The organism is Sphingomonas sp. (assembly GCF_036388215.1).
Lineage (GTDB): Bacteria > Pseudomonadota > Alphaproteobacteria > Sphingomonadales > Sphingomonadaceae > Sphingomonas.
The window spans coordinates 1-25,234 of the sequence record NZ_DASVSH010000021.1 but is presented as its reverse complement, the minus strand read 5'-3'; the positions used below and the strand labels follow the sequence as shown (position 1 = coordinate 25,234).

The 25,234-nt window shown below is 65.0% G+C and carries 28 protein-coding genes; 11 read left to right on the top strand and 17 right to left on the bottom strand.

Annotated elements, in window-relative coordinates; all coding sequences use genetic code 11:
- Positions 1 to 37: 37 nt before the first annotated feature.
- Genes VF617_RS09075 through serS form a run of 3 tightly spaced genes read right to left on the bottom strand, consistent with a single transcriptional unit; the run spans position 38 to position 3,425 of the window.
- Positions 38 to 1,045 (bottom strand): potassium channel family protein, encoded by a 1,008-nt coding sequence (locus tag VF617_RS09075; RefSeq protein WP_331014558.1) that lies wholly within the window; start codon positions 1,043 to 1,045, stop codon positions 38 to 40.
- A complete protein-coding gene (locus tag VF617_RS09070; RefSeq protein ID WP_331014557.1) occupies positions 1,045 to 2,103 on the bottom strand; it encodes a M23 family metallopeptidase in 1,059 nt (352 codons plus the stop codon). The genes VF617_RS09075 and VF617_RS09070 overlap by 1 nt, the downstream gene beginning before the upstream one ends.
- Positions 2,104 to 2,135: 32 nt before the next feature.
- Complete coding sequence (serS, locus tag VF617_RS09065; protein ID WP_331014556.1) at positions 2,136 to 3,425, bottom strand: serine--tRNA ligase; 1,290 nt, start codon at positions 3,423 to 3,425, stop codon at positions 2,136 to 2,138.
- A gap of 91 nt (positions 3,426 to 3,516) precedes the next feature.
- Here serS and VF617_RS09060 point away from each other — a divergent pair, with 91 nt between their 5' ends.
- The 4 genes from VF617_RS09060 to VF617_RS09045 all read left to right on the top strand — a co-directional run bounded on the left by VF617_RS09060 (position 3,517) and on the right by VF617_RS09045 (position 6,824).
- On the top strand, positions 3,517 to 4,029 hold the full coding sequence (locus VF617_RS09060) for a host attachment family protein (protein WP_331014555.1): 513 nt from the start codon (positions 3,517 to 3,519) through the stop codon (positions 4,027 to 4,029).
- A gap of 345 nt (positions 4,030 to 4,374) precedes the next feature.
- Positions 4,375 to 5,223, top strand: coding sequence for a hypothetical protein (locus tag VF617_RS09055; RefSeq protein ID WP_331014554.1), 849 nt, complete (start codon positions 4,375 to 4,377; stop codon positions 5,221 to 5,223).
- A gap of 684 nt (positions 5,224 to 5,907) precedes the next feature.
- Positions 5,908 to 6,375 (top strand): RNA polymerase-binding protein DksA, encoded by a 468-nt coding sequence (dksA, locus tag VF617_RS09050; RefSeq protein ID WP_331014553.1) that lies wholly within the window; start codon positions 5,908 to 5,910, stop codon positions 6,373 to 6,375.
- Positions 6,376 to 6,449: 74 nt separating this feature from the next.
- Positions 6,450 to 6,824: a PilZ domain-containing protein gene (locus tag VF617_RS09045; protein ID WP_331014552.1), complete on the top strand. Its 375-nt coding sequence runs from the start codon at positions 6,450 to 6,452 to the stop codon at positions 6,822 to 6,824.
- 225 nt (positions 6,825 to 7,049) lie between these two features.
- Here the strand turns inward: VF617_RS09045 and VF617_RS09040 are convergent, their stop codons facing one another.
- Entirely contained in the window at positions 7,050 to 7,202 is a 153-nt protein-coding gene (locus tag VF617_RS09040; RefSeq protein WP_331014551.1) for a YdcH family protein, read from the bottom strand.
- A gap of 146 nt (positions 7,203 to 7,348) precedes the next feature.
- Between VF617_RS09040 and VF617_RS09035 the strand changes: the two genes are divergently transcribed.
- Positions 7,349 to 7,546: a YdcH family protein gene (locus VF617_RS09035; RefSeq protein WP_331014550.1), complete on the top strand. Its 198-nt coding sequence runs from the start codon at positions 7,349 to 7,351 to the stop codon at positions 7,544 to 7,546.
- A gap of 78 nt (positions 7,547 to 7,624) precedes the next feature.
- The gene (locus VF617_RS09030) at positions 7,625 to 8,083 is read left to right on the top strand and encodes a DUF1465 family protein (RefSeq protein WP_331014549.1); all 459 of its coding nucleotides are present in this window, start codon (positions 7,625 to 7,627) and stop codon (positions 8,081 to 8,083) included.
- Between the two features lie 36 nt (positions 8,084 to 8,119).
- Here the strand turns inward: VF617_RS09030 and VF617_RS09025 are convergent, their stop codons facing one another.
- The 7 genes from VF617_RS09025 to VF617_RS08995 all read right to left on the bottom strand — a co-directional run bounded on the left by VF617_RS09025 (position 8,120) and on the right by VF617_RS08995 (position 14,062).
- A complete protein-coding gene (locus VF617_RS09025; RefSeq protein ID WP_331014548.1) occupies positions 8,120 to 9,061 on the bottom strand; it encodes a nitronate monooxygenase family protein in 942 nt (313 codons plus the stop codon).
- 128 nt (positions 9,062 to 9,189) lie between these two features.
- The gene (locus tag VF617_RS09020) at positions 9,190 to 9,801 is read right to left on the bottom strand and encodes a hypothetical protein (protein ID WP_331014547.1); all 612 of its coding nucleotides are present in this window, start codon (positions 9,799 to 9,801) and stop codon (positions 9,190 to 9,192) included.
- A gap of 73 nt (positions 9,802 to 9,874) precedes the next feature.
- A complete protein-coding gene (locus VF617_RS09015; RefSeq protein WP_331014546.1) occupies positions 9,875 to 10,399 on the bottom strand; it encodes a gamma carbonic anhydrase family protein in 525 nt (174 codons plus the stop codon).
- A gap of 4 nt (positions 10,400 to 10,403) precedes the next feature.
- Entirely contained in the window at positions 10,404 to 10,634 is a 231-nt protein-coding gene (locus VF617_RS09010; protein WP_331014545.1) for a hypothetical protein, read from the bottom strand.
- A 129-nt stretch (positions 10,635 to 10,763) separates the two neighbouring features.
- Positions 10,764 to 12,221 carry an altronate dehydratase family protein gene (locus VF617_RS09005; protein ID WP_331014544.1) on the bottom strand — a complete coding sequence of 486 codons (1,458 nt, stop codon included), beginning with the start codon at positions 12,219 to 12,221 and terminating at the stop codon, positions 10,764 to 10,766.
- Between the two features lie 81 nt (positions 12,222 to 12,302).
- Entirely contained in the window at positions 12,303 to 12,614 is a 312-nt protein-coding gene (locus tag VF617_RS09000) for a hypothetical protein (RefSeq protein ID WP_331014543.1), read from the bottom strand.
- 14 nt (positions 12,615 to 12,628) lie between these two features.
- Positions 12,629 to 14,062 carry a L,D-transpeptidase family protein gene (locus VF617_RS08995; RefSeq protein ID WP_331014559.1) on the bottom strand — a complete coding sequence of 478 codons (1,434 nt, stop codon included), beginning with the start codon at positions 14,060 to 14,062 and terminating at the stop codon, positions 12,629 to 12,631.
- A gap of 367 nt (positions 14,063 to 14,429) precedes the next feature.
- On the opposite strand from VF617_RS08995, the gene VF617_RS08990 reads away from it, so the two are divergent.
- A complete protein-coding gene (locus tag VF617_RS08990; protein WP_331014542.1) occupies positions 14,430 to 15,593 on the top strand; it encodes a Gfo/Idh/MocA family oxidoreductase in 1,164 nt (387 codons plus the stop codon).
- Positions 15,590 to 16,603, top strand: coding sequence for an oxidoreductase (locus tag VF617_RS08985; protein WP_331014541.1), 1,014 nt, complete (start codon positions 15,590 to 15,592; stop codon positions 16,601 to 16,603). The genes VF617_RS08990 and VF617_RS08985 overlap by 4 nt, the downstream gene beginning before the upstream one ends.
- Here VF617_RS08985 and VF617_RS08980 read toward each other — a convergent pair.
- From VF617_RS08980 to VF617_RS08970, 3 genes are all read right to left on the bottom strand, one after another.
- Positions 16,600 to 18,684: an NAD(+) synthase gene (locus VF617_RS08980; RefSeq protein WP_331014540.1), complete on the bottom strand. Its 2,085-nt coding sequence runs from the start codon at positions 18,682 to 18,684 to the stop codon at positions 16,600 to 16,602. The two genes, VF617_RS08985 and VF617_RS08980, sit on opposite strands and share 4 nt — an antisense overlap.
- The gene (locus tag VF617_RS08975; protein WP_331014539.1) at positions 18,642 to 19,145 is read right to left on the bottom strand and encodes a CinA family protein; all 504 of its coding nucleotides are present in this window, start codon (positions 19,143 to 19,145) and stop codon (positions 18,642 to 18,644) included. Before VF617_RS08975 ends, VF617_RS08980 begins: the two co-directional genes overlap by 43 nt.
- A 96-nt stretch (positions 19,146 to 19,241) precedes the next feature.
- On the bottom strand, positions 19,242 to 19,943 hold the full coding sequence (locus VF617_RS08970; protein ID WP_331014538.1) for a murein L,D-transpeptidase catalytic domain family protein: 702 nt from the start codon (positions 19,941 to 19,943) through the stop codon (positions 19,242 to 19,244).
- Between the two features lie 260 nt (positions 19,944 to 20,203).
- Between VF617_RS08970 and VF617_RS08965 the strand changes: the two genes are divergently transcribed.
- On the top strand, positions 20,204 to 20,905 hold the full coding sequence (locus tag VF617_RS08965) for a L,D-transpeptidase family protein (protein ID WP_331014537.1): 702 nt from the start codon (positions 20,204 to 20,206) through the stop codon (positions 20,903 to 20,905).
- On the opposite strand, the gene VF617_RS08960 is transcribed toward VF617_RS08965, so the two are convergent.
- Positions 20,902 to 22,047, bottom strand: a complete 1,146-nt coding sequence (locus tag VF617_RS08960; RefSeq protein ID WP_331014536.1) for an aminotransferase — start codon at positions 22,045 to 22,047, stop codon at positions 20,902 to 20,904. The two genes, VF617_RS08965 and VF617_RS08960, sit on opposite strands and share 4 nt — an antisense overlap.
- 101 nt (positions 22,048 to 22,148) lie before the next feature.
- On the opposite strand from VF617_RS08960, the gene VF617_RS08955 reads away from it, so the two are divergent.
- Both VF617_RS08955 and VF617_RS08950 read left to right on the top strand, forming a co-directional pair.
- Positions 22,149 to 22,376, top strand: coding sequence for a hypothetical protein (locus tag VF617_RS08955; protein ID WP_331014535.1), 228 nt, complete (start codon positions 22,149 to 22,151; stop codon positions 22,374 to 22,376).
- Between the two features lie 9 nt (positions 22,377 to 22,385).
- The gene (locus tag VF617_RS08950; protein ID WP_331014534.1) at positions 22,386 to 23,831 is read left to right on the top strand and encodes a S41 family peptidase; all 1,446 of its coding nucleotides are present in this window, start codon (positions 22,386 to 22,388) and stop codon (positions 23,829 to 23,831) included.
- Here VF617_RS08950 and VF617_RS08945 read toward each other — a convergent pair.
- Together VF617_RS08945 and VF617_RS08940 are read right to left on the bottom strand one after the other, a co-directional pair.
- A complete protein-coding gene (locus VF617_RS08945) occupies positions 23,779 to 24,285 on the bottom strand; it encodes a hypothetical protein (protein ID WP_331014533.1) in 507 nt (168 codons plus the stop codon). The two genes, VF617_RS08950 and VF617_RS08945, sit on opposite strands and share 53 nt — an antisense overlap.
- A gap of 384 nt (positions 24,286 to 24,669) precedes the next feature.
- A partial coding sequence (locus VF617_RS08940) for a hypothetical protein (protein ID WP_331014532.1) occupies positions 24,670 to 25,234 on the bottom strand: 565 nt, incomplete at its 5' end.

Sequence of the window (25,234 nt, the reverse complement as noted above, 5' to 3'; positions counted from 1 at the left end):
GGGGGTGGGGCCCGCTTCCACGGGAGTGGAACAGACTCTAGTCCGAGACGATTTCCACGATCGTATCGCCCGCTTGCAGCTTCGCGGCTTCGGGCGACTTGCGGTCGTGGAAGCCGCCGGCGCGGTAGATGCGCATGCCGAAGCCGGTGCTGATCGACGATAGCGGCTTGCCGATTTCGTCCGGGGCGGCGCTACGCTCGGCGAGGACCACACGGCCATGGAAGGAGGCGAGGTCCATCAGATAATCCGCGACGTGCGAACCGCTGCACGAACTCGCCAGAAGCAGCCCCGCGAAGCTCACCGGGTTCACAACGGTGTTCGCGCCGGCCGCCCGGGCCGGTACTTCGTTATCCTCATTGCGCACGGTCACGCTGATGGGAAGGGCGGGGGCCAGGTGCCTCGCCGTCAAGGTTATGAGGATGGAAGTGTCGTCGCGCCCCGCGGTGACGATCAACGCTTCGGCGTTCTCGATCTTGACGTCCTTGAGCACCTGATCGCGCGTCGCATCGGCATGAAGGATGATGCAGCCGCATTCGCGGGCGCGCGCGAGATTGTCTTCGTCGAGATCGATCACGACGATGCGCCCGGCGGGAGTACCGCGCGCCATCAATTCATCGACGGTCTCCGAACCGGTATTGCCAAAGCCCGCCACGACGATGTGGCCGGACAGATTCTTCTGGATCGCTGCCATGCGCCATTTATCCCAGCTTCGCTTGAGGACGAAATTATAGGCGGTGCCGAGGAACAGCAGCACCACGAAAATGCGGATCGGCGTGACCACGAATGCATCGAACATGCGCGCTGAAGTGCTCACCGGAACGATGTCGCCATAGCCGGTGGTCGTCACCGAGATCGACGTGAAATAGAGGATGTCGAGGAAGGAGACGCTGCCGTCGTGCGTGTCCTTCAGTCCATCGCGCTCGATCCAGTGCACGCCGACCGCAAGAGCGAGCAGCCCGAGCACCGCCAGCACGCGCCAGCCGATGTCGGCCCAGATCGGCAGGCTCGACTTGCGCCTGAGAGTGGCGGGAGGAAGCTTCGGCATTAGCGGGCGGGCAGGCGGGGGACGGGATCGATTGCGCTGCGGCCCTGGCGCATTTCGAAATGCACCTCGGGCCGATCGGCGAAGCCCGAATTGCCCGAGAGCGCGATCGTCTGGCCGCGCTTCACCGATTGGCCGCGCTGGACGAGCAATTGGCGGGCATGGCCGTATACCGTAGTCCAACCGCCGCCGTGACTGAGGATGACGAGCCCACCCAGCGCGGGCACGTCGCTCCCGACATAAGCGACGACGCCATCGGCCGAGGCGAGGACGGGCGTGTTGAGCGGAACGGCGATCTTGATGCCGTCGTTGCGCTCGCCGGATGCGCCCGGGCCGAAGCGCTTGACGATATTGCCGGTGACGGGCCAGCGGAACTGGCCGGTAAGCCGCGCCGGCATTGCGACCGGCTTGGTCGCCGGAAGCACGCGGGCGGAGGAGGGAGTCGGTCGGGCGGGCTTTTCGCCTTCGCGCGCCGCAGGCGTGCCGCCGGTCAGGATATCATCGATATCGATATGAAAGCGCGCGGCGCGCTCCTCGATCGTCTCTGGCCCGGCATTGGGGATCAGCAGGCGCTGGCCGGTGCGCAGCACGTAAGGCTCTTCGAGATAATTGGCCGAGATGATCCGTGACCAATCGACGCGATAGGCGCGGGCGATCGCGATCCCGGTCTCGCCTTCGCGGACGGCGTGATAGAGCCCGGCGGGGATCGTCAGCCGCTGGCCGGGGAAGATCGTGTAAGGCTGGGCCAGATCGTTCGCGCGGGCGATCGCCTCCGATCCGGCGCCGGTCTTTACCGAGATCGAGCGCAGCGAATCGCCGGAGCGCACCACATAAGTGCTGGCTTCGATGCGGCGCGCGTCAGGAGTGACCGGGCGCGCTTCCCAGGCCGGGCGCGGGGCGGGAAGGGCGGGAACGTCCTGATCGAGCGAGCGCCGCTCATAGCCCTCGCGCTCGGGCGCGGGTGCATCGGTACGTGGCTGATAGCCCGATGGCGGGATGCAGCCGCTTAGCGCCAGAGCGCCGAGCGCCGCCACCGCGCGCCTTGAGATATGCCCATCCATGCCCGCGAGCATATCGTGAATTTCGGGCCGCGTCAGCGTGGCTGGGGCTCAAATCGGTCAAGCCCCCCCAGATAGGGCCGGAGCGCTTCGGGCACGGCGACCGAACCGCTTTCCTGCTGATAATTCTCGATCACCGCGACGAGCGTGCGGCCGACCGCCAAGCCCGAGCCGTTGAGCGTGTGGACGAAGCGCGTGCCCTTTTCGCCCTCGGGCCGGTAACGCGCATTCATGCGGCGTGCTTGAAAATCGGTGCACGTCGAACAGGAGCTGATTTCGCGATAGCGCGCCTGGCCGGGCAGCCAGACTTCGAGATCGTAGGTTCGCGCGGCGGAGAAGCCCATGTCGCCGGTGCACAGCTTCATGCGGCGGAAGGCGAGGCCCAGTCTGGTCAGGATATCCTCGGCGCAGGCGGTCATCCGCTCATGCTCGGCCTCGGACGTGTCCGGCGTGGTGATCGAGACCATCTCGACCTTCTCGAACTGGTGCTGGCGGATATAGCCGCGCGTGTCGCGCCCCGCCGCGCCGGCTTCGGAGCGGAAGCAGGGGCTGAGTGCGGTGAAGCGCAACGGCAGCTCGGCTTCGGACAGGATGCGCTCGCGCACCGTGTTGGTGAGGCTCACTTCAGATGTGGGGATGAGCCAGCGGCCGTCGGTGGTCTGGAAGCTGTCTTCCGCGAACTTGGGAAGCTGGCCGGTGCCGAACATGATCTCGTCGCGGACCAGCAGGGGAACCACGGTCTCCTCATAGCCATGCTCGCGCGTCAGGGTGTCGAGCATGAATGCCCCAAGCGCGCGGTGGAGGCGGGCGGCCGAGCCGCGCAGGAAGGTGAAGCGCGAGCCGGCGAGCAGCGCGCCGGTCTCGAAATCCAGGCCGAGCGCGGGGCCGATCGCGTCGTGCTCCTTTGCCTCGAAGGCGAGGCTGGGGGGCGTGCCGCGCTCGTGAACCAGCGCATTATCGTCCTCGTCCTTTCCTTGAGGAACGTCAGCGAGCGGAAGGTTGGGGATCGCCGCTAACTTTTCGCGCAGAAGCTTGTCGGTTGGCTCAAGCTGAGGCTCGATCTCCTTGAGCTTGTTGGAGGCTTCAATTGCCTCCGTCTGGAACGTCAGGGCTTCCTCCGTAAGGCCCTGACCTTGGCTTCTCAGTTGACCGTAGAATGCGGATTTCCGCTTTCGCTCCGCTTCCCACATCTCCTTTTCCGTCAGTATCGCGCGTCGAGCTCGATCCAGATTGAGGATCTCAAGCGACAGCGGTTCAGACCCACGCCTCTTCAAGCCGGCGTCAAAAGCCTCGGGATTTTCGCGGATAAAGCGGATGTCGTGCATGAGACGGGGCTATGGCGAGCGGCGCTGGGCCGCGCAACCCTGCCGCTTCGCTCGCGTTGACGGCGCACAACCGAAACGAGGAGATTTCCAGATGCAGGTTCCGCACAACACTTTCGTGGTGGTCGCCGACGGGCGCAAGATGCTGTTCCTCCGCAACGAAGGCGACGCGGACTATCCGAACCTGGTGGTCGAGAAGAAAGTGATTCACCCCAATCCCAAGGATTCGGATCAGAAGACCGATCTTGCGGGCCAGTCATCTTCGACGCAATCGGGCCCCGGCGCTCCGGCGGTGGCGCAGAACGGCTCGATGCATGCCAAGGGCGGCGGCGCGCAATTCGCTCCCTCGGGCGGCACGATGGGCGAGGCTGACTATCATCAGCTCGAGGAAGACCGCTTCGCGGCCGAGACCGCCGAACTGCTGAAGAAGCGCGTGCTCAACCACGAATTCGAGTCGCTGATCGTCATCGCCCCGCCGCGGACGCTGGGCGAGCTGCGCAAGCATTATCACAAGGAAGTGCAAAGCCGGATCGCCGGGGAGATCGACAAGGACCTGACGGGCCACACCGTGCCCCAGATCGAGGAGGCGCTGGCGCGGGCGGAGTAGAGGGCTGTCAACAACTAGCCCTCATCCCGCTTTCGGGGATGAGGGCAATTGGATTAAGCCGTAGCTTCGGCTTTCTTCTTGGCCAGCCGCTTGCGCACTACAAGCGCCGCAGCCGCGCCTCCGAACAGGAGGAGCATCGGGGGCGCCGGGACCGGCGCGGGGCCACCCGAACTGCCGCCGCTCGAACCATGGCCGCTGGAGCCATAGCTGCTCGAACCATGCCCGTTGGAGCTCCAGCCGCTGCTGTTGCTCCAGCCGCTCGAACCATGGCCCGACGAGCCCTTGCTGCTCGATCCGTAGCTGCTCGAACCGTTGGACGAGGAGGCCGACGAATTCGACGAGGACGTGCTGGACCCGTTGGACGAACTGGAAGTCGAGGTGCTCGAACCGTTCGACGACGACGAGGCAGAGGAGGTAATCCCGCTCGACGTGGACGAGGAGGAGGAGATTCCGCTCGAAGTCGAGGAGGACGACGAAACGCCGCTCGAGGTGGAGGACGAGACATCGCCGCTGCTGCCGCCGCTCGAGGTGGACGAAGACGATCCGCCGGTGGACGAGGAAACGTCACCGCTGCTGCCTCCGCTCGAAGTGGAGGACGAAGAGCCGCCGGTGGAAGAACCGCCGGTCGAGGACGATACGTCCCCGCTGCTGCCGCCGCTGGACGAGGATACGCCGCTCGACGTGGACGAGCCACCCGTCGAGGATCCGCCTGTGGACGAGCCGCCGGTCGATGAACCGCCGGTCGAGGAGCCGCCGGTCGAGGACGTCGAACTCACGCTGCCGCTGGAAGTCGATCCGCCGCTGGTCGACGAGCCACCGGTCGAAGAGCCGCCGGTGGAAGTCGATCCGCCGCTGGTGGACGAACCGCCTGTCGAGGTCGAGCCGCCGCTGGTGCTCGAAGTCGTCGAAATGTTGATGTTGATGCCGCTCGACGTGCCGCTGGAGCTTGTGCCCGAACTGGTCCCCGAACTGCCGCTGGTGCTCGAGCTGGTGCTGGAGCTTATGCCGCTGCTGGTCGAGCCCCCGGACCCCGAGCCGGAGCCGGAGCCGGAGCCCGAACCCGAACTCCCGAAGAAGCCGCCCGCGAAGAAGCCGCCGATAAAGCCGCCGCCGCCCGATCCGCCGATCACGCCCGACGAGCTGGATCCGCTGGCGCTGGACGACACGACCGGGAATTGGCCGCTCGAACCATAAAGGGGCGGGGGCAGCGGAATCGGAGCGCCCTGGGGCGTCATGATGACCTGGGCCGCGCCCTGGCTGGTGGTGGTCACGGTGCGGCGAACGACTCGCTGCGCCGGACGCCGCACGACGCGGCGAACGACGCGCTTCTTCGCCACCGTCTGCTGCTGAACGACGCGCGGCTTTGATACGCGCTCAGTGACGTAAACGCCGCCGCCGCCGATCATCGCCCCGCCGCAAGCGCAGGCGCAGAGTTTGGCAAGAGCCATGCGAACCGACATAGTGTCCCACTTTTCTCGTTGCTGGCGCGGTCGCTCCCCACGGGATCGTCAGCAGCTATCCGCGCAGTCAATGCTCCTAAAGTGCAAAACAAACTATTAAGCGCAAGCTCGCTAACGATTGTTTACCGTCTTCTTGTCGATTTTTCGTGGGTAGGGATGAATGGCTGATAGTTAATGTTCCGGAATGGTACATCGGCTTGAGTTAGTTGTTAACGACTTCTAACCTCTGTTGGTTAATTTACGGTGCCCCGCCGCAACCGGTTCAGCATCGGCTAATTTCCCCTAGTTTACCGGGATATAGGCGCGGGACTAGAAATAGCGCGCTTGTTAACCGGCCTGTGCGAAAGTATAGGGCAGCCGGGCAACGGGCAGTCTTCGGCGGCTTGGCCACCGGGCGACTGGTGTGGAGAGTATGGGGATGGCTACAGTATTGGATCGTTTCGACGAACCCGGCAAACGCATGCCGCCGCCCGCTAACGATGGCGGCAACGGGTATCGCCCACACGCCGACGAGCCCTTCATGGGGCCTCGGCAGCTTGAGTATTTCCGCGAAAAGCTGCTCGCCTGGAAGGACGCGATCTATCGCGAGGCGGCCGGCACGCTGAACCAGCTCCAGGCGGATTCACTTCGTGAGGCCGACCTGACCGACCGTGCTTCGAGCGAGACCGACTGGTCGATCGAACTGCGCACCCGCGATCGCCAGCGCAAGCTGATCTGCAAGATAGACGCCGCGCTGCGCCGCATCGACGAAGGCGAATATGGCTATTGCGAAGTCACAGGCGAGCCGATCTCGCTCGGCCGCCTGGAAGCCCGTCCGATCGCGACGATGACGGTGGAGGCGCAGGAGCGCCACGAGCGCAACGAAAAGGTCAGCCGCGAGGAATAGCCGCGCAAATTAACGGTTTCGATAGGGATTGCTGGTTTATTGGCGCGTATCCGCAATGCGTTTCGAGCGAGCCGATGGAACAGTTTTCCCACGATCCACTGATGACGCTTTCGGCCGAGGACTTTACCGGCCAGCGCGCCGGCGCGCGCGACAGTCTGATGCTGACCGCGAACTTCAGGATCGACGGCAGGCCCGATCAGATGGTCCGCGTCCGCAATCTCTCTTCGGGCGGGATGATGGCCGAATATCCCGCGCCGATCGACCGCAATACCGAGGTGCAAATCGAAGTGCGCGGCGTGGGCTGGGTTACCGGGCGCATCGCCTGGGCTACCGATGGCCGCGTGGGCGTGGCGTTCGACAGCGAGATCGATCCATTGCTTGCGCGCAAGCCGGTGGGCAAGGGCGTGGGGACCCCGGGTTTCGCAAAGCCTATCATCACGCGCCGATAATCGCTGGGCCAATCTGCGCTCCCGTTCGGGGTGCGGCGGCGCCACACCCCATTTCGGTAATCTGTCCGCCTTCGTGGAAGCGGCACTGCCCCACCCGGCACCCGTTCGGCAGGATCCGGGAGTGTTGGGGTCGGTCATGCCCCCGCCATGACCTGAACAGCGCGGGCGCTGTTCACCCTACAATGGGCGGGGGAGTAGGCTGGCGCCGCCTAACTGCCACAGAATCTAGCGGCTCATCTCTTCCTTGATGCGAAGCTTTTGCTTTTTCAGTTCCGCCAGGATCAATCTGTCGGGCAAAGGCCGCTGCGTCTCGGCGTGGATACGCTGGTCAAGCACATTGTGCTTGGCCGATAGTGCCGAGAGATGCGTGTTCTGCATGGCAGTCTCCTTCATCGGTGGCCGGAAGTGTGAGTAGAACACCGATCGAGGAGCTTGTCTCGCCACTTTGTTCGCGCAATCGACGGGGTGCGGAAAAGACGCGATGGAACGTTGCGCAAGGGCTTGAGGGCGTGCACGGGAAAGGCATGGAAGACGGCGAAATCCAGAAAAGGCTGCTCGGCCTGCGATCGGAGCATCGCGATCTCGATGCCGCCATCGATGCGCTGCGCGCTACCGGATCGACCGACCAGCTCCAGCTCGCCCGGCTCAAGAAGCGCAAGCTGCTGATGCGCGACGAGATCCAGATGCTGGAGGATCAGTTGATCCCGGACATCATCGCCTGAGACCCTTCCCGCAACGGGACGCCAACGCCGCAAGATTAAGCATTTTGTTACCATGTTCGCTGTGGCAGCTTCGCGAGCATGGGGCAGCAGGGGACATCGCGGATTCACCGCAAGCTGATCGACTCGCTATATGTCGAGGCGATGTTGCTGGCGGACGAGGCGCGCAGCTATTTCGACCAGATCGGCCGCGACGAGCGTGACACGCTCGATGCGCTGAACCGAGTCGCTTTTTCCTGCGAGTCGCTCAAGGTCACCACGCGGCTGATGCACATCATCGCCTGGCTCCTCACCCAGCGCGCCGTCGATGCGGGCGAGCTGGCCGCGCGCGATGCGCTTTCGCCGTCGCGGCGGCTGGGGGACGCGCCGGAGACCGAGGCGGCGCTATTGCAGGTGATGCCGCCCCAGGCGGTTACGATCATCCTGACGAGCATCGAGCTTTATCGCCGAGTTGCCCGGCTCGACGATTCATTGGACGTGCCCGTGGTGTCGGTCAGTCCGGCGCGGACCATGATGGATCGGCTCGCGGCGGCATTTTGAGCTTCCCGCGACAGGACGCCACCGTTGTAATCCGCGCTAGCGGATAGCCGCCTGCGCGGCGGCATATTCCGTCTTCAGCCGCTCGATCATTACCGCGGCGGGCTCGACTGCGCGGACAGCGCCGATGCCTTGGCCAGAGCCCCAGATTTCCTTCCAGGCCTTCGCGCCCCCGAAATTCATCGCGCTGGGATCGCTCTCGGGCAGGTTGTCCGGGTCCAGCCCCGCCGCGACCACCGAACTGCGCAGGTAATTGCCGTGCACGCCCGTGAAGAGGTTCGAATAGACGATGTCTGCCGCGCGGCCTTCGACGATGCCTTGCTTATAGGCATCGACCGCATTGGCCTCATCGGTGGCGATAAAGGGCGAGCCGATATAAGCAAGGTCGGCGCCCAGCACCCGCGCCGCGAGCACTGCCCGCCCCGTGGCGATCGCGCCGGACAGGATAACCGGCCCTTCAAACCATTCACGCACTTCCTGGACGAAGGGAAAAGGATTGAGCCGGCCGGCATGCCCGCCCGCGCCGGTGGCGACGAGGATCAGCCCGTCGGCGCCCTTTTCCACCGCCTTGTGGGCGAAGCGATCGTCGATGACATCGTGGAGCGTGATCCCGCCCCAGCTATGGACCGCATCGTTCAGTTCGGGCCGGGCCCCCAGCGAGGTAATGACGATCGGCACCTTCCACTTGGCGCAGGTGTGGAGATCGGCTTCGAGCCGATCATTGGAGCGGTGGACGATCTGGTTGACCGCATAGGGCGCGGAGGGGCTTTCCGGATTCTCGCGGTCCCAGGCGGCGAGCTCTTCGGTGATGCGGTGAAGCCATTCGTCGAGTTGCGCCTGGGGGCGTGCATTGAGCGCCGGAAACGAACCGACGATCCCTGCCTTGCACTGCGCGATGACCAGGTCCGGCACCGAGATGATGAAGAGCGGCGAGCCGATAACGGGAAGCGCCAGGCGATCGAAAAGCGGGGGAAGGGCCATGCGGTTTGATACCCTAACCGAAGAGGCTGTCTATCCCCGCCCCCCGGACGCTACGGCACTCGACGCTCCCGCCCGCGGACGGGAGCAGGATGGGCAAAGGGAGGGGCGCGATTCGCGTCGTTCCAGGCCTATTGGCGCTTGATCGTGCTCGCGAATGCGCCGTCCGTGCCGTTGCCTGCCAGCAGGTTATTCCCACCGCTCACGACCGGGCCGGATATGCCGGTGAGGTTGTTGGTGATCACGCTATCGACGACCACCACTTGCGCCGTTCCCCCCGCAGACACGCCTTGGCCCAGAGCTCCCTGGAATCCCTGAATGGTCGAATTGCGCACGATAACGCTCTTCGCGTTCAATACCCGAACGCCAGTCTTGCCCGTGCCCGCGCCGTGGATGTCCAGTCCCGACAACATGACATGATCGGTCGCGGCTGCGTTGACCGTCACGGCGTTGCTGCCCATCGGAGCCAGCATACCGGCGATGACCCCCTCGCAGATGATCGCGATCGATTTGGTGATCGTGACGCTGCCGAACCCGCCTGAATCGAGGCAGTTGATCTCGCCGCCTTTGGCTGTCTTGGAGATTGCCCCCGCGAAGGTCTTACACGGCGCGGTGCGGCTGCACGGGTTGACGTCGTCCCCTACACCCGAGACCCAGGTCCGCGTCGCCTGCGCCGATGCCGGCGTGGCCCAGAGCGCGGCCGCGATTGCCGCCGCGCCCAGTAATTTCGTCCGATCGATCATGCCAGCCCTCCTGCCTGATTTCGCAACAGCCTCCCATATCGGCCGGAAAATGCAAGGCTCGGGGCGTGGTTGGCTAGCCGACGCGTATCAGCCCCATCGCATATTCGCGCTGCTTCGCCGCGTAGAGCGCGGCGCTGGCCCGGAGCATCGCCTTTTGCATCTCATCGAGCGGGCGGACGGCGCGAGCCGGGCTGCCGACGATGAGGTGGCCGGCCGGAAATTCCTTGCCCTCGGTAACCAGGGCACCCGCGCCGACCAGGCAGTCCTCGCCGATCACGGCGCGATTAAGGATGGTGGCTCCCATGCCGATCAGGGTGCGGTGTCCGATCGTGCAGCCGTGGAGGATCGCGTGATGACCCACGGTCACGTCTTCGCCGATCGTCAGCGGGGCGCCCGGGTCCGAATGGCACATCGCGCCTTCCTGGATATTGCTGCGCGCGCCGATAAGGATCGGCGTGTTGTCCGCGCGGATGACTGCGCCGAACCACACGCTGGCGAGCGCCCCCAGATGCACGTCGCCGATCAGGTCGGCGCTGGGGGCGACCCAAGCGTCTCCAGCGACTTGCGGCCGCTGTCCTGCGATTTCGTAAAGCGGCACTTGCCTAGAACAGCGGCGCGTTGAAGGTCGCGGGGAGGGGCATGTGGAGGCCGAGCGCCAGCGCCAGTGCGACAGCGCCGAGCAGGACGGCCAATGTCGATGAAAGCGAGAACAATCCCCAGCCGACCATCGTCATCATCTGCGGATTGGGCCGCGCGTGGCGCTGATTGGCGGCCATCGCCTGAATGACGAACATCGCGAGTGTCGCGTATATGAAAATAAAGAATTCAGCCATCGATCCCACCCCGATAGTCCCCGGCATGGTGCTAGCGCGGAGTGGTTAACGCTTCAATGCCGCGCCGCAACAATTGGCCGCGTCAGTGGTGGAAGTCGTCGCTTTCCGTTGGGGCGTCATACGCGGTGCCTAGAGCGTGACTCCGCGCTTCCAGATCGCGATTTCGCGTTCGCCATTGCGCTCGGCGGCGGTCTGCCTGCCCGAAGCTACTTCGGCGATCGTGCCGAGCAACGCCTGGGTCGCGGCGTCCATTCCGCCGTCCAGGACCTGGCCGGCGTCGAAGTCGATCCAGCCGGGCTTGCGCGCCGCGAGATCGCTGTTCGACGCGATCTTCACCGTGGGCACAGGGAAGCCAAGCGGGGTGCCGCGCCCAGTGGTGAAGAGAATTACGGTCGCGCCCGCGGCGGCCAGGGCTGTGGAGGATACCGCGTCATTGCCGGGCGCCTCGAGCAGCGTGAGGCCGCGGCTCCGGACACGCTCGCCATAATGGAGCACATCGGTGACGGTGGCGTGCCCGGCCTTTTGGACCGCGCCCAGCGATTTTTCCTCAAGCGTAGTGATCCCGCCGGCGATGTTGCCGGGTGACGGATTTTCCGAAACGGGCTCGTTGTGATCGGTGAAATAGCGCTTGAAGCCGTTCACCAGCCCGACGATGCCGTCGAACACGCGCTCATCGGCGGAGCGGTCCATCAGGAGTTGCTCCGCGCCGAAAATCTCCGGGATCTCGGTAAGGATCGCCGTGCCGCCCGCACCGGTTACCGCATCGCTCATGCGCCCGACCAGGGGATTGGCCGTCAGCCCCGAAAACCCATCTGAACCGCCGCATTTGACGCCGAGCACGAGCTCCGAAAGGGGAACGGCGACACGCTCCGCGCGTGCGCCCGCTACCAGCTCGTCGATCAGCGCGAGGCCCTCTTCGATCTCATCCTGGGCGATCTGTGCGCCGAGGACGCGAATATTGGGATGGGTGATGCCCTTCAGCATCCCGCTGGTCTGATTGGATTCGCAGCCCAGGCCGACGATCAGCACGCCGCCGGCATTGGGGTGATTGGCGAGCGCGGTAAGCACCGCCCGTGTGCCCTCCAGATCATCGCCAAGCTGCGAGCAGCCGAAGGGGTGCGCGAAGGCGTGCACCCCTTCGACGGCCCCAGCATGCGCCTGGCCGGCGCGTTCGGCGATCTTTTGCGCGGTGCGCCCGACGCAGCCGACGGTGGGAATCACCCATATCTCGTTGCGGGTGCCCACGCGGCCATCGGCGCGGCGATAGCCCATGAACGAAGGCCCCTCGGCCGGCGCGGGGGCGTCTTCATGGGGAACGTAGCGATATTCACCGCTCGCCTGAAGCGCGGTGGCTACATTGTGGGTGTGGACATGCTCACCGGGCGCGATCGGCGCGGTGGCGCGGCCGATCGGAAAGCCGAACTTGAGCACCGGATCGCCGACCGCCACGGCCTTGACCGCGACCTTGTGACCCTTGGGGACCGGCTGGGCGAGCGTGACGCCCAACTCGATCTCCCCCGCGCCGAGATCGCGCAGCGCGGTGGCGACACTGTCGCGGGGGTCGATCTGGAACAGGGCTGGGATCATTGCCGGCATATAGAGGGCAAATTGGCGAATCCAAAGCGGCTAGACTGAGGCAACCGCCGCGCAGGAACCCCCGGCGCTCTCCTATTGCGCGGGCTGCCCGCTATTCCCGGCCTCGTCGCGATTGACTCGCGAAGTCATGCCGGTGGCGTCCGCGTCGTCCGTGGTCTGCTCGTCGGCAGTGAGCGTGGCGCTGGGCGCGGTCGCCTCGGACGCGGTATTATCGACGCGCGTCGCGGGAGGCGCTTCGGTCGTCACGTTCATCATGTTTCCCGACTCGACGGCGATGTTTGCGACGTTCGTTTCGCCGGCGGGCTGCTCGTCGTCATTGCCGCCGGCGCAAGCAGCGAGCGCGAGGGCCGTTGCGGCGAGCAAAGCGATGGACCTGGTCTTCATGTTATTTCCTCTGGTTAGCGCGCGGATACCGCGGCGGCGGTAATAGCGGAGCGTTTTTCGATCTTCGCCGCGAGCGTCTTGTCCCAATTATAGGGATCGGCGCGGAAGCTCACCGTGCCGTTGGCGCTCGCAAAGGCCGTCCAGTAAAGCAGATAGACGGAGACCTTGTCCTGATCCTGCAGCGGCACGCGCAGGGTCTTGCCCTTCGCCAGCTCGGCCTTGATCTGCTCGGGCTGCCATGCCGGATCGTTGCGCAGCAGCAATTGCGCCAGCGGGCCGGGCTTTTCGAGGCGGACGCAGCCATGGCTGGCGAGCCGGCTGAAGCTGGCGAAGGTCGATTGCGAAGGCGTATCGTGGAGATACACCGCATAGGGATTGTCGAAATCGAACTTGTAGAGCCCCAGCGCGCTCCTCGGGCCGGGCTGCTGCTGGAGCCGGCGGCTCGGGCCCGTGCCGATGATCTTGTAGCCCTGGGCCTTGAGCGCGGCTTCGCCCTTGGGCCACAGCTCCTTTGCCGCGATGCCGGCGGGCACGTTCCAGGGCGGATTGAGCACGATCGTGTGAATCTTCGACTGGAGCATCGGCGTCTCGTTGCCGGGGCGACCCGTGACTGCCTTCATCGAGGCGATCGGAGCGTCGCCCTCGAACACGGTGAGCACCGCCGCGGCGATATTGACCTGGATGCGCTTGGCGGGAAGCTCGGCGGGCAGCCAGCGCCAGCGCTCCATGTTCGCCATGATCTGGCGGACACGGTCTCCGGCGGGGACATTGAGCGCGGCGAGCGTTCCGGCGGAGACGAGACCCGTCGGGTTCAGCCCGTAACGGCGCTGGGCGCGGATCACCGCATCCTTCAGCCCCGCATCGAATTTGTCGCCGGCCGCGACGACCTGGCTGTCCTCGACGGCGAGCCGCTTGCGCAGCGCCGCCACCCGCGCGCCCGACGCGCCCATGCCGAGGTCCGTGCCGGCGGCAAGCCTGGCCCAGCCGCCCGCCGCTTCGATCTTGCGGTAATTGGCAAGACCCGCCTGCAGACTGTCATAGCCCGAATAAGGCGGGGGCAAAGCGCGCAGCCATTGCGCCAGCCGGTCGGCCCGCACGGCCTCCGAAAAGCCGGGAAGCGGATCGTAGGGGGCGGGGCGCAGGCCCCAATCCTGCTGGAAATCGCTGCTGTCCAGGCGGCCCGCACGCACTGCGCGCGCATAATCGAGCGCAGCGCGAACCAGCGCTTCGTTGCTCGGCGGCGCGGGGGGGCGAGCGCCATCATGGCGCAGGCCCTGGGCAAAGCCCGCATCCGCGAGGAGCGGGGCCAGCAACGCGGCTTGCGCCGGGGCAAGCACCGGCAGGGGCAGGGGCGGGGGCACCGCCTGGACCATCGGCGCGGTCGGTGGAGCGGCAGTTTGCTGCGCAACCAGCGGCGTGCTTATCGCGACGCCGGCCACCATGCACATGCCGCCGCGGCGCAGGATGCGGCCCAGTCTCGTATCGCTGCTCACTCTTCGTTGACTCCCACTCGGCCCCGAAAAGGGTCCGCGACGTGCAGGTTCCCTAATAAGCCAGAATGCGCGGTTAGTGCGAGGGGGAATGCGCAGTTCGCGCAACTTCGCCGATGTTTCGTAACGAACCGATTCCCCGCCGCCGGTTACCGGCACCGGCGGCGGGGATGAGCTGGTGCGCGTATACTGCAACGCGGACTTCGCGCCCGCGCGCAACGCGGGGTCCAACAGGATAAACGGCAGCGCCCCGCCCTTCTTGCGCGGGTTTGACGCGGGAGCGCGGGCGGGGCACCTAAGCGCGCTCTTGAAAAGGAGCAGCCGCATGCCGATCCAACGCCGCGCGATTTTGTCTGGAGGCGCCCTTGCGGGGATCGCCGCGGGGCTTCCCGCCGATCTGCTCGCGCAGTCCGTGACCCAAGGCAACGCACCGCCGGTGGAGCCTGCGCCCACCGGCCCCGAACCCGGCGTCAAGCACCGCATCAAGTTCGCCGCGATCGGCATGGATCACGCGCACATCTATGGCATGTGCGACGCGATCATCCGGGGCGGGGGCACGCTGGCGATGTTCCATTCCGCCGATCCGGCGCAGGTCGCGCTGTTCCAAAGCCGCTATCCCGGCGCGAAACTGGCGCGCAGCGAGGATGAGATATTGAACGACAAGTCGATCGCGCTGATCGCGGGAGCGCCGGTTCCCGATCTGCGCGCGGGCCTGGGCATTCGCGCGATGCGGGCCGGCAAGGATTATCTGGGAGACAAGCCGGCGGTCACTTCGCTCCAGCAGCTTGCGGACGTACGCAAGGTGATCGGCGAGACCGGGCGCAAGTTCGCGATCATGTATTCCGAACGGCTCGAATCGCGCGCTTCGGTTCATGCCGGCCAGCTCGTCGCGGAGGGGGCGATCGGCAAGGTGATCCAGACCGTGAACCTGGCGCCCCACAGGCTGAACGCACCTAGCCGTCCGGGCTGGTTCTGGGACAAGGCGCGCTATGGCGGCATCCTGACCGATATCGGCAGCCATCAGGCGGATCAGTTCCTGTTCTACACGAGATCGAGTCGCGCGCACGTGGTCGCGGCGCAAACCGGGAATTTCCACTGGAAGGACAGACCGGACTTCGAGGATTTCGGAGACATGATGCTGACCGGCACGGGCGGCACCGGCTATATCCGGGTCGATTGGTTCACCCCCGACGGGTTGCCCGCATGGGGCGACGGGCGGCTCTTCCTGCTGGGCACCCAAGGCTATATCGAATTGCGGAAATATGTGGATCCGGGCGGCCGGCCGGGACGCGATCACCTGCTGATCGCCGATCAGAAGGGGGTGCGCTATATCGACTGCGCAAAGGTGCATTTGCCCTTCGGAGCGCAACTGGTGGCCGACGTGGTCGAGCGGACCTCCACGTCCCAGGACCAGGAACAGGCGCTGCTCGCGGCAGAGCTGGTGATCACCGCGCAGAACCAGGCCACGCGCCCGATCCAGGCGTCATGATCCGCACGGGAGTGATCGGCTATGGCCTGGGCGGAATGGCGTTCCATGCCCCACTGATCCATGCCATGCCCGAACTGGAGCTGGCCGCGATCGCGACATCGCGCGCGGACGAAGTGCATGCGCGGTATCCGGATGTGGCCGTCACCGGCACCCAGGCGCTGATTGCCGATCCTTCGATCGCGCTGGTGGCGATCTCCACGCCGAACGACACGCACGTCCCACTGGCGCGCGCCGCGCTGGAGGCGGGCAAGCATGTGGTGATCGACAAGCCCTTTGCGCCCACGCCGGGCGAAGCCGCTGAACTCGATGCACTGGCCAAGTCGCGCGGGCTTGTGCTCAGCGCATTCCACAACCGGCGTTGGGACGGCGATTTCCTCACCGTGCGCGATCTGCTGGCAAGGGGGCGGCTGGGCGAAGTGATGCTGGCCGAATGGCGTTGGGACCGCTTCCGCCCGGAAGTGACCGCGGGGTGGAAGGACGGCCCGCAAGCCGGAACGGGCATATTGGGAGACCTGGGTTCGCACCTGATCGATCAGGTGCTCCAGCTGTTCGGCCCACCGGAAGCGCTCAGCGCCGATGTGGAAGTGCAGCGCGAGGGCGCGAACACGCTCGATTATTTCGAGATCACTTTCTTCTACGGAAAACGCCGCCTGATCCTGTCGGCCGATCGCCTGGTTCCCGCCGCGCGCCCGCGCTTCGCGCTGCATGGGACTGAGGCGAGCTTCGTCAAATATGGCGTCGATCCGCAGGAGCCTGCGATGAAGGCCGGGGGCAAGCCTGGTGACCACGCGGAGGAACCGGCGGCCTATGGCGTGCTCACGCAAAGCGACGGCGCGCGCGAGACGATACCCACACAGAAGGGCGATTACCGACATTTTTATTCCGGCGTCGCGCAGGCGATCATTAATGGGACCGCCCCACCCGTGACTGCTCAGGACGCCATCCTGGGGTTGCGGATCATCGAACTCGCGCTGCAAAGCGCCCGCGAGGGCCGTCGCATCGCGCTCTAGGGCAAATTCGCCTTCAGTTCGTCGAGCCACGGCCGCGCAACGCCGTCGGAGGGCGCGCGCCAATCGCCGCGCGGGCTGACCGAGCCTCCCGCCGAAACCTTGGGGCTGTTCGGAAGGGCGGAGCGCTTGAACTGCGTGGTCTGGAAGAAGCGGAACAGGAAAGTTTCCAGCCACTTCGCGATCGCATCGAGATCATATTCGTGGCGGCCGTCCTGGGGAAAGCCGAGCGGCCATTGCCCCGCTGCGGCATCCTTCCAGGCATGCCAGGCGAGGAAAGCGATCTTGGACGGGCGAAGGCCGTGGCGGATCACGTAATGCAGGAAGAAATCGTGCAGCTCATAGGGTCCGATGCGATCCTGGGTGCTCTGCATCTTCCCGTCGGCGTCTGCGGGCACGAGCTCCGGCGATATCTCCGTATCGAGAATCGCGCGGACCGTCCGAGCCGTGTCGCCTTCGAACTGGCCGGTGTCGAGCGTCCAGCGGATCAGATATTGCATCAATGTCTTGGGCACGCCTGCGTTGACGCCGTAATGGCTCATATGGTCACCCACGCCGTACGTGCACCAACCCAGCGCCAACTCGCTGAGGTCGCCCGTGCCGACCACGAAACCTTCGCGCTGATTGGCCAGGCGGAAGAGATAATCGGTGCGCAGGCCCGCCTGGACATTCTCGAAGGTCACATCATAGACCTTCTCGCCGCGCGAAAACGGGTGGTCCATCTCTTCGAGCATCTGCCGCGCAGTCGCGGTGATGTCGATTTCCTGGCCTGTGACGCCCAGCGCCTTCATCAGCGCCCAGGCGTTGGACTTAGTCGCGTCGCCGGTGGCGAAGCCGGGCATGGTGAAGCCCAATATGTCGCTGCGAGGGCGCCCCAGCCGGTCCATCGCCTTGGCCGCGACGATCAGCGCGTGGGTGGAATCGAGGCCGCCAGAGACGCCGATGACGAGGTGCCTGGCCCCCGTCGCTTCGACGCGCTTGCGCAGCCCTTCCACCTGGATGTTGAAGGCTTCATAGCAATCGGCCTCCAGCTTTTCGGGCGTATTGGGCACAAAGGGAAAGCGCCGCAGCTTCCGCATCAGCCCGCGATCGGCGAAATCGGGCTGATGGGCGAAGGATATCCGGCGGAAGCGCGTCTCGGGATGGCCGTTCGCGGCGGCGCAATCGTTGAACGTGCCCATGCGCATCCGCTCGAGCCGCAAGCGCTCCAGGTCGATATCCGCGCACATGATTTCGGTGGTCAACTCGAAGCGCTCGCTGGCGGCAAGCAACTCGCCCAGCTCGTAGATCAGCCCCTCGCCGTCCCATGCCAGGTCCGTGGTGCTCTCTCCCGGGCCCGACGCCGAATAGAGATAGGCAGCAACCGCGCGCGCCGATTGCGCCGCGCAAAGCATCTGGCGCTCGCGGCTCTTGCCAATGACGATGTTCGAGGCGGAAAGGTTTGCCAGTACCAGCGCTCCGGCCATCGCGCCGAATGTGGAGGGGGGCAGGGGCGCCCAATAATCCTCGCAGATTTCCATATGGAAGACGAAGTCCTTCAGGTCTTCGGCGGCGAAGATCAGGTCGGTGCCGAAGGGCGCGGCCTGGCCAGCGATACGGATTTCGAGCCCCACCAGCCCCGCGCCGCTGGCGAACCAGCGCTTCTCATAATATTCGCGGTAGTTCGGCAGATAGGTCTTGGGCACCACGCCCAGGATGCGCCCGCGCGCGATCGCCAGCGCGCAATTATAGACGCGGCCGCCGCGCCGAACCGCTGCGCCCACGAGCAGCACCGGCTTTAGCCTGGTGCTCGCCTCCACGATCGCGGCGATTCCCGCTTCGGTCGCGTCGAGGATCGTGTCCTGCAAATGCAGGTCGTCGATCGCGTAGGAAGTGACGCTGAGCTCGGGGAATACGAGCAGGTCGGCTCCCATTTCGTCCCCCTGCCGGGCGAGCGCGATTATCCCCTGCGCATTGGCGGCGGGATCGCCCGCGGTGGCGATCGGAGTGCATACCCCCGTCCGAACCATTCCATGGCGATGCAACGAATAAAAGCGATGCGTCACAGCGCTTCGTCCAGCATTTCCAGGCCGACACGGATGCATTCGATCCTGACAGGTCCGCGCCCGATATCGCCGAAATGCTCTTCGCGATGCTCGGTCCGGCGCCCTTCGCGCGCGCAAGCGAAATGCACCAGCCCGGGCTCGTCGTCGGGTCCCCCATGGCCCGCAAAGCCGGTCACCGACAATGCGATCTGCGCATGGCTCTTCCGCAATGCCCCTTCGGCCATTGCCCGCGCCACCGCTTCGCTGACCGCGCCGGCGCCTTCGATCAGGCTGCGGTCTATGCCGAGCATCTCGGTCTTGGCCTCGTTGGTATAGACTACGAAACCGCGCTCGAAGGCATGGGCCGCGCCCTCCACGTCGGTGAGCAGCGAAGCGAGCAATCCGCCCGTGCAGCTTTCCGCCGTCGCGATGCTCAGTTCGCGTTCGCAAGCGCGCTCCAGCATCAGGCGTGCGGCCTCATCGACCTGGTCGGGCAGAACGGGCGACAGCGTTTCGCTCATTTAACGTCCCTAATCGCTCGGACGCGGCGGCACCAGCCGCAGCTTGAAAGTGGCGAAGGGAGGGCTAACGCATTGATTGCGGGCAAGTTGCCCGGATCAGGCCTTTGCCGAATAGATCATTCGGCCAGGCCCGAGGCGCTCGAACACCTTGGCCAGCTCATATTCGCCCACCGCAAAGCAACCCTGGCTGCGGCCGAGCTTGCCGTGCTTGGCGATCATGTCGCTGTTGGCATACCAGGCCGAGTGGATCACGATAGCGCGGTCGAGCGCATTGTTGTTGGTCGGATCGAGTCCGAGCAGCCGCTGGGAATCGCCGTGCTTGCCGACATAATAGTCGCCAGTGAGGAACGCGCCTTCGCAAGTGGCTTCGCTGTTCACTTCGTTCGAGAAGCGATGCAGCAGGCCGGTATGCTCGGGATCGGAGCCGATGCCGTGCGAAACCAGGAAGGTCTCGACTTCGCCGCGGCCGAGATGAACAAGATAGAAGCGCGGCTTCGCCGAGGCCATCGAGAAATCGGCGATCGCGATGCGATCATGCGATGTAACGCGCATCGAATGGCGATCCAGCGCGGCGATCGCCTTCTTGAAAAGTTCGGGACGAATTCCGCCGGGAGTGCGGGATGCCCTGGCGAGCACGGGAGCCTTGGGGATCGGCGGCGCATAGACCGGCGGTACGATGGACGGAGCCAAAGCGGTGTCCACACGCGAAACGCAGGCGGACACAGCCGCACCGCTGGCCATCACTACGGCTGATCTCAACATCGTACGGCGCGTGAGCACCGAATCCAGGTTGTTCATGCTATGCCAATGCCCGCTACAAATTCCCCGAGCGCCCTTATAGCAGAGAGTTGCCGAGAGTTTTGGTGAACAACTGTCCCAAGCGCGACGATTCGCCGCATCTGTTGCCCGGTTCATCCTTTCGGCGCGCATTTTCCTGAATCGGGACCATCCACACGTTTTCATCGTGCGCCTGATTCGGCAGTGGCACGAAAATAGGTTAATTTCGTTAAGGAATCGAAATCGGGGCATCTCCCCCGGTGAGGTTCGGAGATTGCTCGATGCGTACCGGGGTTGTTGCCGCCTGCTTGCTGGCCTGCGCGGCGACTTTTCCCACCGCGCCGGCCGCTGCGCAATCAAGCGCCGTGGATACGATGCTGCCGACAAGCGACGCGCTGAAGCCCGGTCAGTTCGTCTGGTATCCGATATATCAGCGGGCGAGCACCGGGGGGGCGGTCTCGATCGTCATCAGCCTCCCGCAGCAGCGCGCCTTCATCTACCGGAATGGCCAGTTGCTTGGGATTTCCACCGTATCAACCGGTTCTGCGGGGCGCGAAACGCCCGTCGGCGAGTTTACGATCCTTCAGAAGAAGACCTTCCACCGCTCGAATCTCTATTCGAACGCGCCCATGCCTTACATGCAGCGGCTGACCTGGGACGGGATCGCGCTGCATGCCGGGCATCTGCCGGGCTACCCCGCCTCGCATGGTTGCATCCGCTTTCCCAAGGCGTTTGCGCGCCAGCTTTATGACCTCACCCAGATGGGCGGGCAGGTTTCTGTCGTCGATGATTATATCGACGAAGGGACCCGCACGCGCTTCCGCGAACCTGCCCCGGTGATCACCGCGGATGTGAGCCGGCTGGGCGGCGATTCGTTCAACATGGTCACGATGAGCGGCGAGCCGCCGAACCGGCAGCCGGCATCCTGGGTTTCGGGTCCCGCGCGTCCCCTTGTCCAGCCGCTGCCCCCTGGATCACGCTAGGCAAAGCTAGCCTTGGCTATGCGCTCGATCGCCGCATCGAGGGTGGCTGCTTCCTTGACGAAGCAGAAGCGCACAATATTGGCGACCGGGTCCTCGGGATAGAATGCCGAGACTGGAATCGCCACCACGCCCGCGGAAATAAGCCGATCGCAAAAGGCCATGTCCCCCAGCGCGATACCCGATGCAGCCAGATCGACAGAGAGGAAATAGGTCGCGACGCTGGGTAGCGTGACCAGTCCCGCCGCCTCCAGCCCCTGCCGGAGCCGGTCGCGCCCAGCCTGAAAGCGGTGGCGCGCGGCCTGCACCCAGTCGTCCTGCGTTTGCAGCCCTTCCGCAACCGCCCATTGCAGGTTCGGCGGGGTCGTGAAGGTGAGAAACTGGTGAGCCTTGGCCAGCACCGCCGCGAGGTGAGGGGCCGCACACATCCAGCCGACCTTGAATCCGGTCAGCGCGAAGATCTTGCCCGCGCTGCCGATCTTGATCGTGCGTTCGCGCATGCCGGGAAAGCCGATCAGCGGAAGATGACGCGCGCCATCGAAGGTCACATGTTCCCAAACCTCGTCGCAGATGGCGATCAGGTCGTGCGCCACGCAGCAGGCCGCTACGGCCGCGAGTTCGTCCGCGCTCGACATCGTCGCGGTGGGGTTGAGCGGGTTGTTCAGCAGCAGCACGCGGGTACGCGGAGAGATCGCCGCCTCCAGCGCCGCTATGTCGATCCGCCACTCGGGCGGACCAAGGCGCACGAAGACGGGCACGCCCCCCGCCTGGCGGATCAGCGGCGCATAGGCATCGTAGAGCGGCGGAAAGCAGATGACTTCGTCGCCCGGGGCTATCGTGGCGAACAGCGATGCCGCCAGCGCCTCGGTCGCGCCGGACGTTACGATTACCTCCTCGGGGCTAAGGTTCAGCCCCTGATGCCGCGCATAATGATCCGCCACCGCCCTGCGCAGTTCGGGCAGGCCCGGCATCGGCGGATATTGGTTCGACCTTTCGAGCAATGCCCTGGCGGCCGTCCGGAGCACCGCCTCCGGTCCACGGCCGTCCGCGAAGCCCTGCCCCAGATTGATCGCGCCGGTTTCGCGCGCCCGCGCCGACATGGCTTCGAAGACGGTGGTTCCCATGCCGGCGTAGAGCGGGTTCATGCGCCCGCTTCTGCTCGCGCGCCAAGCAGCTTGCAAGTTTGCGGGAAACCGCGCCATTACCCGAGTGTTCAGGTCGCAGTGTTCATTAGTCGAGGATCATCATGAGCCATCAGCCGCCTGTTCCCGCAGCAAACCAGTCGCCTTATCCCATCCAGGAGCCGCCCCATGAGCATGTGGGTGGAGAAGCGCTCCAGGCGGCAAAGGAAATCGCCGAATCAAAGAAGCGCTGGTCGCCCAGCGCGCGCGAAATCGGCATGGGCGCCGCCATTGGCGTGGGCTCGGCCGCTATCGTGGCGGCCCTGCTTTACTGGCGAGGTGGAAAACGTTAAAGAATTGAAATGAAGAGATTTAATTGCTTAAATTCGACCGTCGCCCTCGCCGCGATGCTCTCCGCTTGCAGCGGGGGCGGATCTGGTTCGGTGAGCCAGCCCGGGGGCGGGGGCGGGGGCGTGGCCGTGACGCCGACTCCCACGGCGACCACGGCTGCGGCTTGCTCGGTGCGCGACCGCCAGGATTGGGCCGCCGCACAGTTGCGCGAATGGTATCTCTTCCCGGAGACGCTGCCCGCGACGCTGGATCCGGCACCCTATTCGACGGTCGACGCCTATGTCGATGCGCTGACCGCCACGGCGCGCGCCCAGCGCCGCGATCGCTTTTTCACCTATGTCACTTCGATCGCGGAAGAGAACGCCTTTTACGCTTCGGGATCGAGCGCGGGCTTCGGCTTCCGCCTTTCCTATGAGCCGACCCGGGTTTTCGTTTCCGAGGCTTTCGAGGGCACGGCCGCATCGGGCGCGTCGATCGATCGCGGCGCGGAAATCCTGGCGATCGGGACGAGCAGCGCCTCGCTGCGCAGCGTCAGCTCGATCCTTTCGAGCGAGGGCAGCGCGGGCGTCACCAACGCCCTCGGGCCGTCCACTCCGGGCACGACACGTGTGTTGCGCGTCGCGGATGCGAACGGAACGCGCGAAGTGACGCTTGCCAAGACCGACTATGCGCTCACGCCGGTCTCCAGCCGCTATGGCGCGAAGATCATCAACGACGGCGCCAAGAAGGTCGGTTACGTCAACCTGCGCACTTTCATTTCGACCGCCGATCCCGCGCTCCGCGCCGCTTTTGCCGATTTCCGCGCCCAGGGCGTGACCGAGTTCATCATCGACTTCCGCTACAATGGCGGGGGCCTGGTCTCGATCGCCGACCTGATGGGAAACCTGCTGGGCCGCAACCGTTCCACGTCCGACGTTTTTTCGTACACCACCTTCCGCGCTTCGAAGTCGGTCAATAACGAGACCACCTATTTCTCGCCCCAGCCGCAATCGGTCGCGCCGGTCAAGATCGCCTTTATCGGCACCGGCGGCACGGCGTCGGCGAGCGAGCTCGTGATGAATTCGTTCATCCCCTATCTCCACGCCAACGCCGCGCTGATCGGCGCCAACACCTATGGCAAGCCCGTGGGGCAGATCGCGATCGACCGCACCCAATGCGACGATCGCCTGAGAGTGATCGCCTTCGCGCTCGAGAATGCGGCGCATCAGGGCACTTATTACAACGGGCTTGCGGGCACGATGGAGGCGACCTGCCAGGCAGCGGACGATGTGACGCGCCCCCTGGGCGATCCGCTGGAGGCATCAACCCGCACTGCGCTCGATTACCTGGCGGGCCGAAGCTGCACGCGGCTGGCGACAGGGGGCGGGCAGGGCGCGCTGTCGGTCTCCAATCGCCGGGAACTGCTCATCCCCGAACGCCCCAGCACCGCCCAGCGCGAGACGCCGGGGCTGTTCTAAGGCTTGGCGTGCCCGAGCTGTTGGTGATCGCGACCACGCTGCCGCGTTCGTCGGCGTGGAGCCAGCGGCGGTCTGTCGTGCCCGAGCCTTCGTACCAGACCAGCGGCTCGTCGGTGCCGGGGCCGTAGACGTAGCGCCTCCGGATCGCGCCGCTGGTGGCGTCGCGTTCCATCACCATCTCGGTGCCGTCGTGGAGCAGCGCTGAGTTGGGCGCGGTCTCGTGGAACAGGCGGCCGAGCGGGTCGTAGGCGTAATCCCCGCCGGGCGCGGTGGCGAGCTGGTTGTCGGCGGTGTAGGCATAGCCGGCGCTGCCCAGGCTGGTGACGTTGCCGCGGCCGTCATGGCCGATGCTCATGGAGCCCGCTACGGTCGCCTGGTTGAGCCCGTTGACCGTGTAGCCGCGATTGACGTTCGCGTGGCCGCCCCAGGCGTATTGGTCGTTGGATCGCGTCACGCTCGCGATCTGGCTGGCCGGGTTATAGGCGAACGCGTGGGTGAAGTCGTAGGTGCTGCCCCCCAGGTCCTGCGCCAGCGATGTGAGCCTGGATGCTTGGCCGGCGCGGAACAGGCCGCGGATCGCTCCGCGGCCTGTGAGAATTAAAGTATTGTGTCTCGGAACTCGCCAGTCGGCGGTGCCCAGCCCTTCATACCGGATTAGCGGCTATTAACCCGATGTCGTAGGATATGATCTAAAATGAGGAACAAGGCACCAGATAATACTGCCGATCCTATCAATGCCTGATCCTGTCCCAACCCCATAACGCGGATGGCGAAAGTGGAAAGCGCTGCGCAAAGCAGGAAAGCCGCTAGAAGAAGCGATGCGCGCGCGATGGGTAAATTACGGGTCAACAAAACAGTTCTCCTCAACTTGATCGCCGACGATTGTGCCGACAATGGCCCCCGCCACCAAACCGACTCCTAGGCCTACCCAACCACCGAACCGTCCGACCTTTGCGCCCAATCGAGCACCGATCACCGACTGCCGAAGATAAAAATAGCGGTCCACAAGCGCGCCGGCCGCCCGCCCACCGACTTCGAGACTCTTACCCCCTGTGAGGCCGAAGCCAAGCGAAATTGCTGACCTACAGATGACGGTATTCCTTGGCTTTCTTTCCTCATTTTTTTTAGGAGGCTTCTTATCTTGCGGCGCGGTCTGCTGTGCCAAGGTAGCTGACGCCGCAGAACCAGGCCCATAGCCCCCAGAACCAGAGCCATAGCCAAAATCGCCACCCATCGGCATATCCCTCCCACTCAATGAGGGTTGCACTCTTCGCTGTTCCTCTCGCTGTCCGGTTACCACGATGGTGGGGCAGGCAACTTTTTGCTGTCCCAGAGCCGGTTCCCCGCCAATTCCGCCATTGATGTCTACCCAGCACTCCGCTTCTTCATCGTCCATGCCGGTC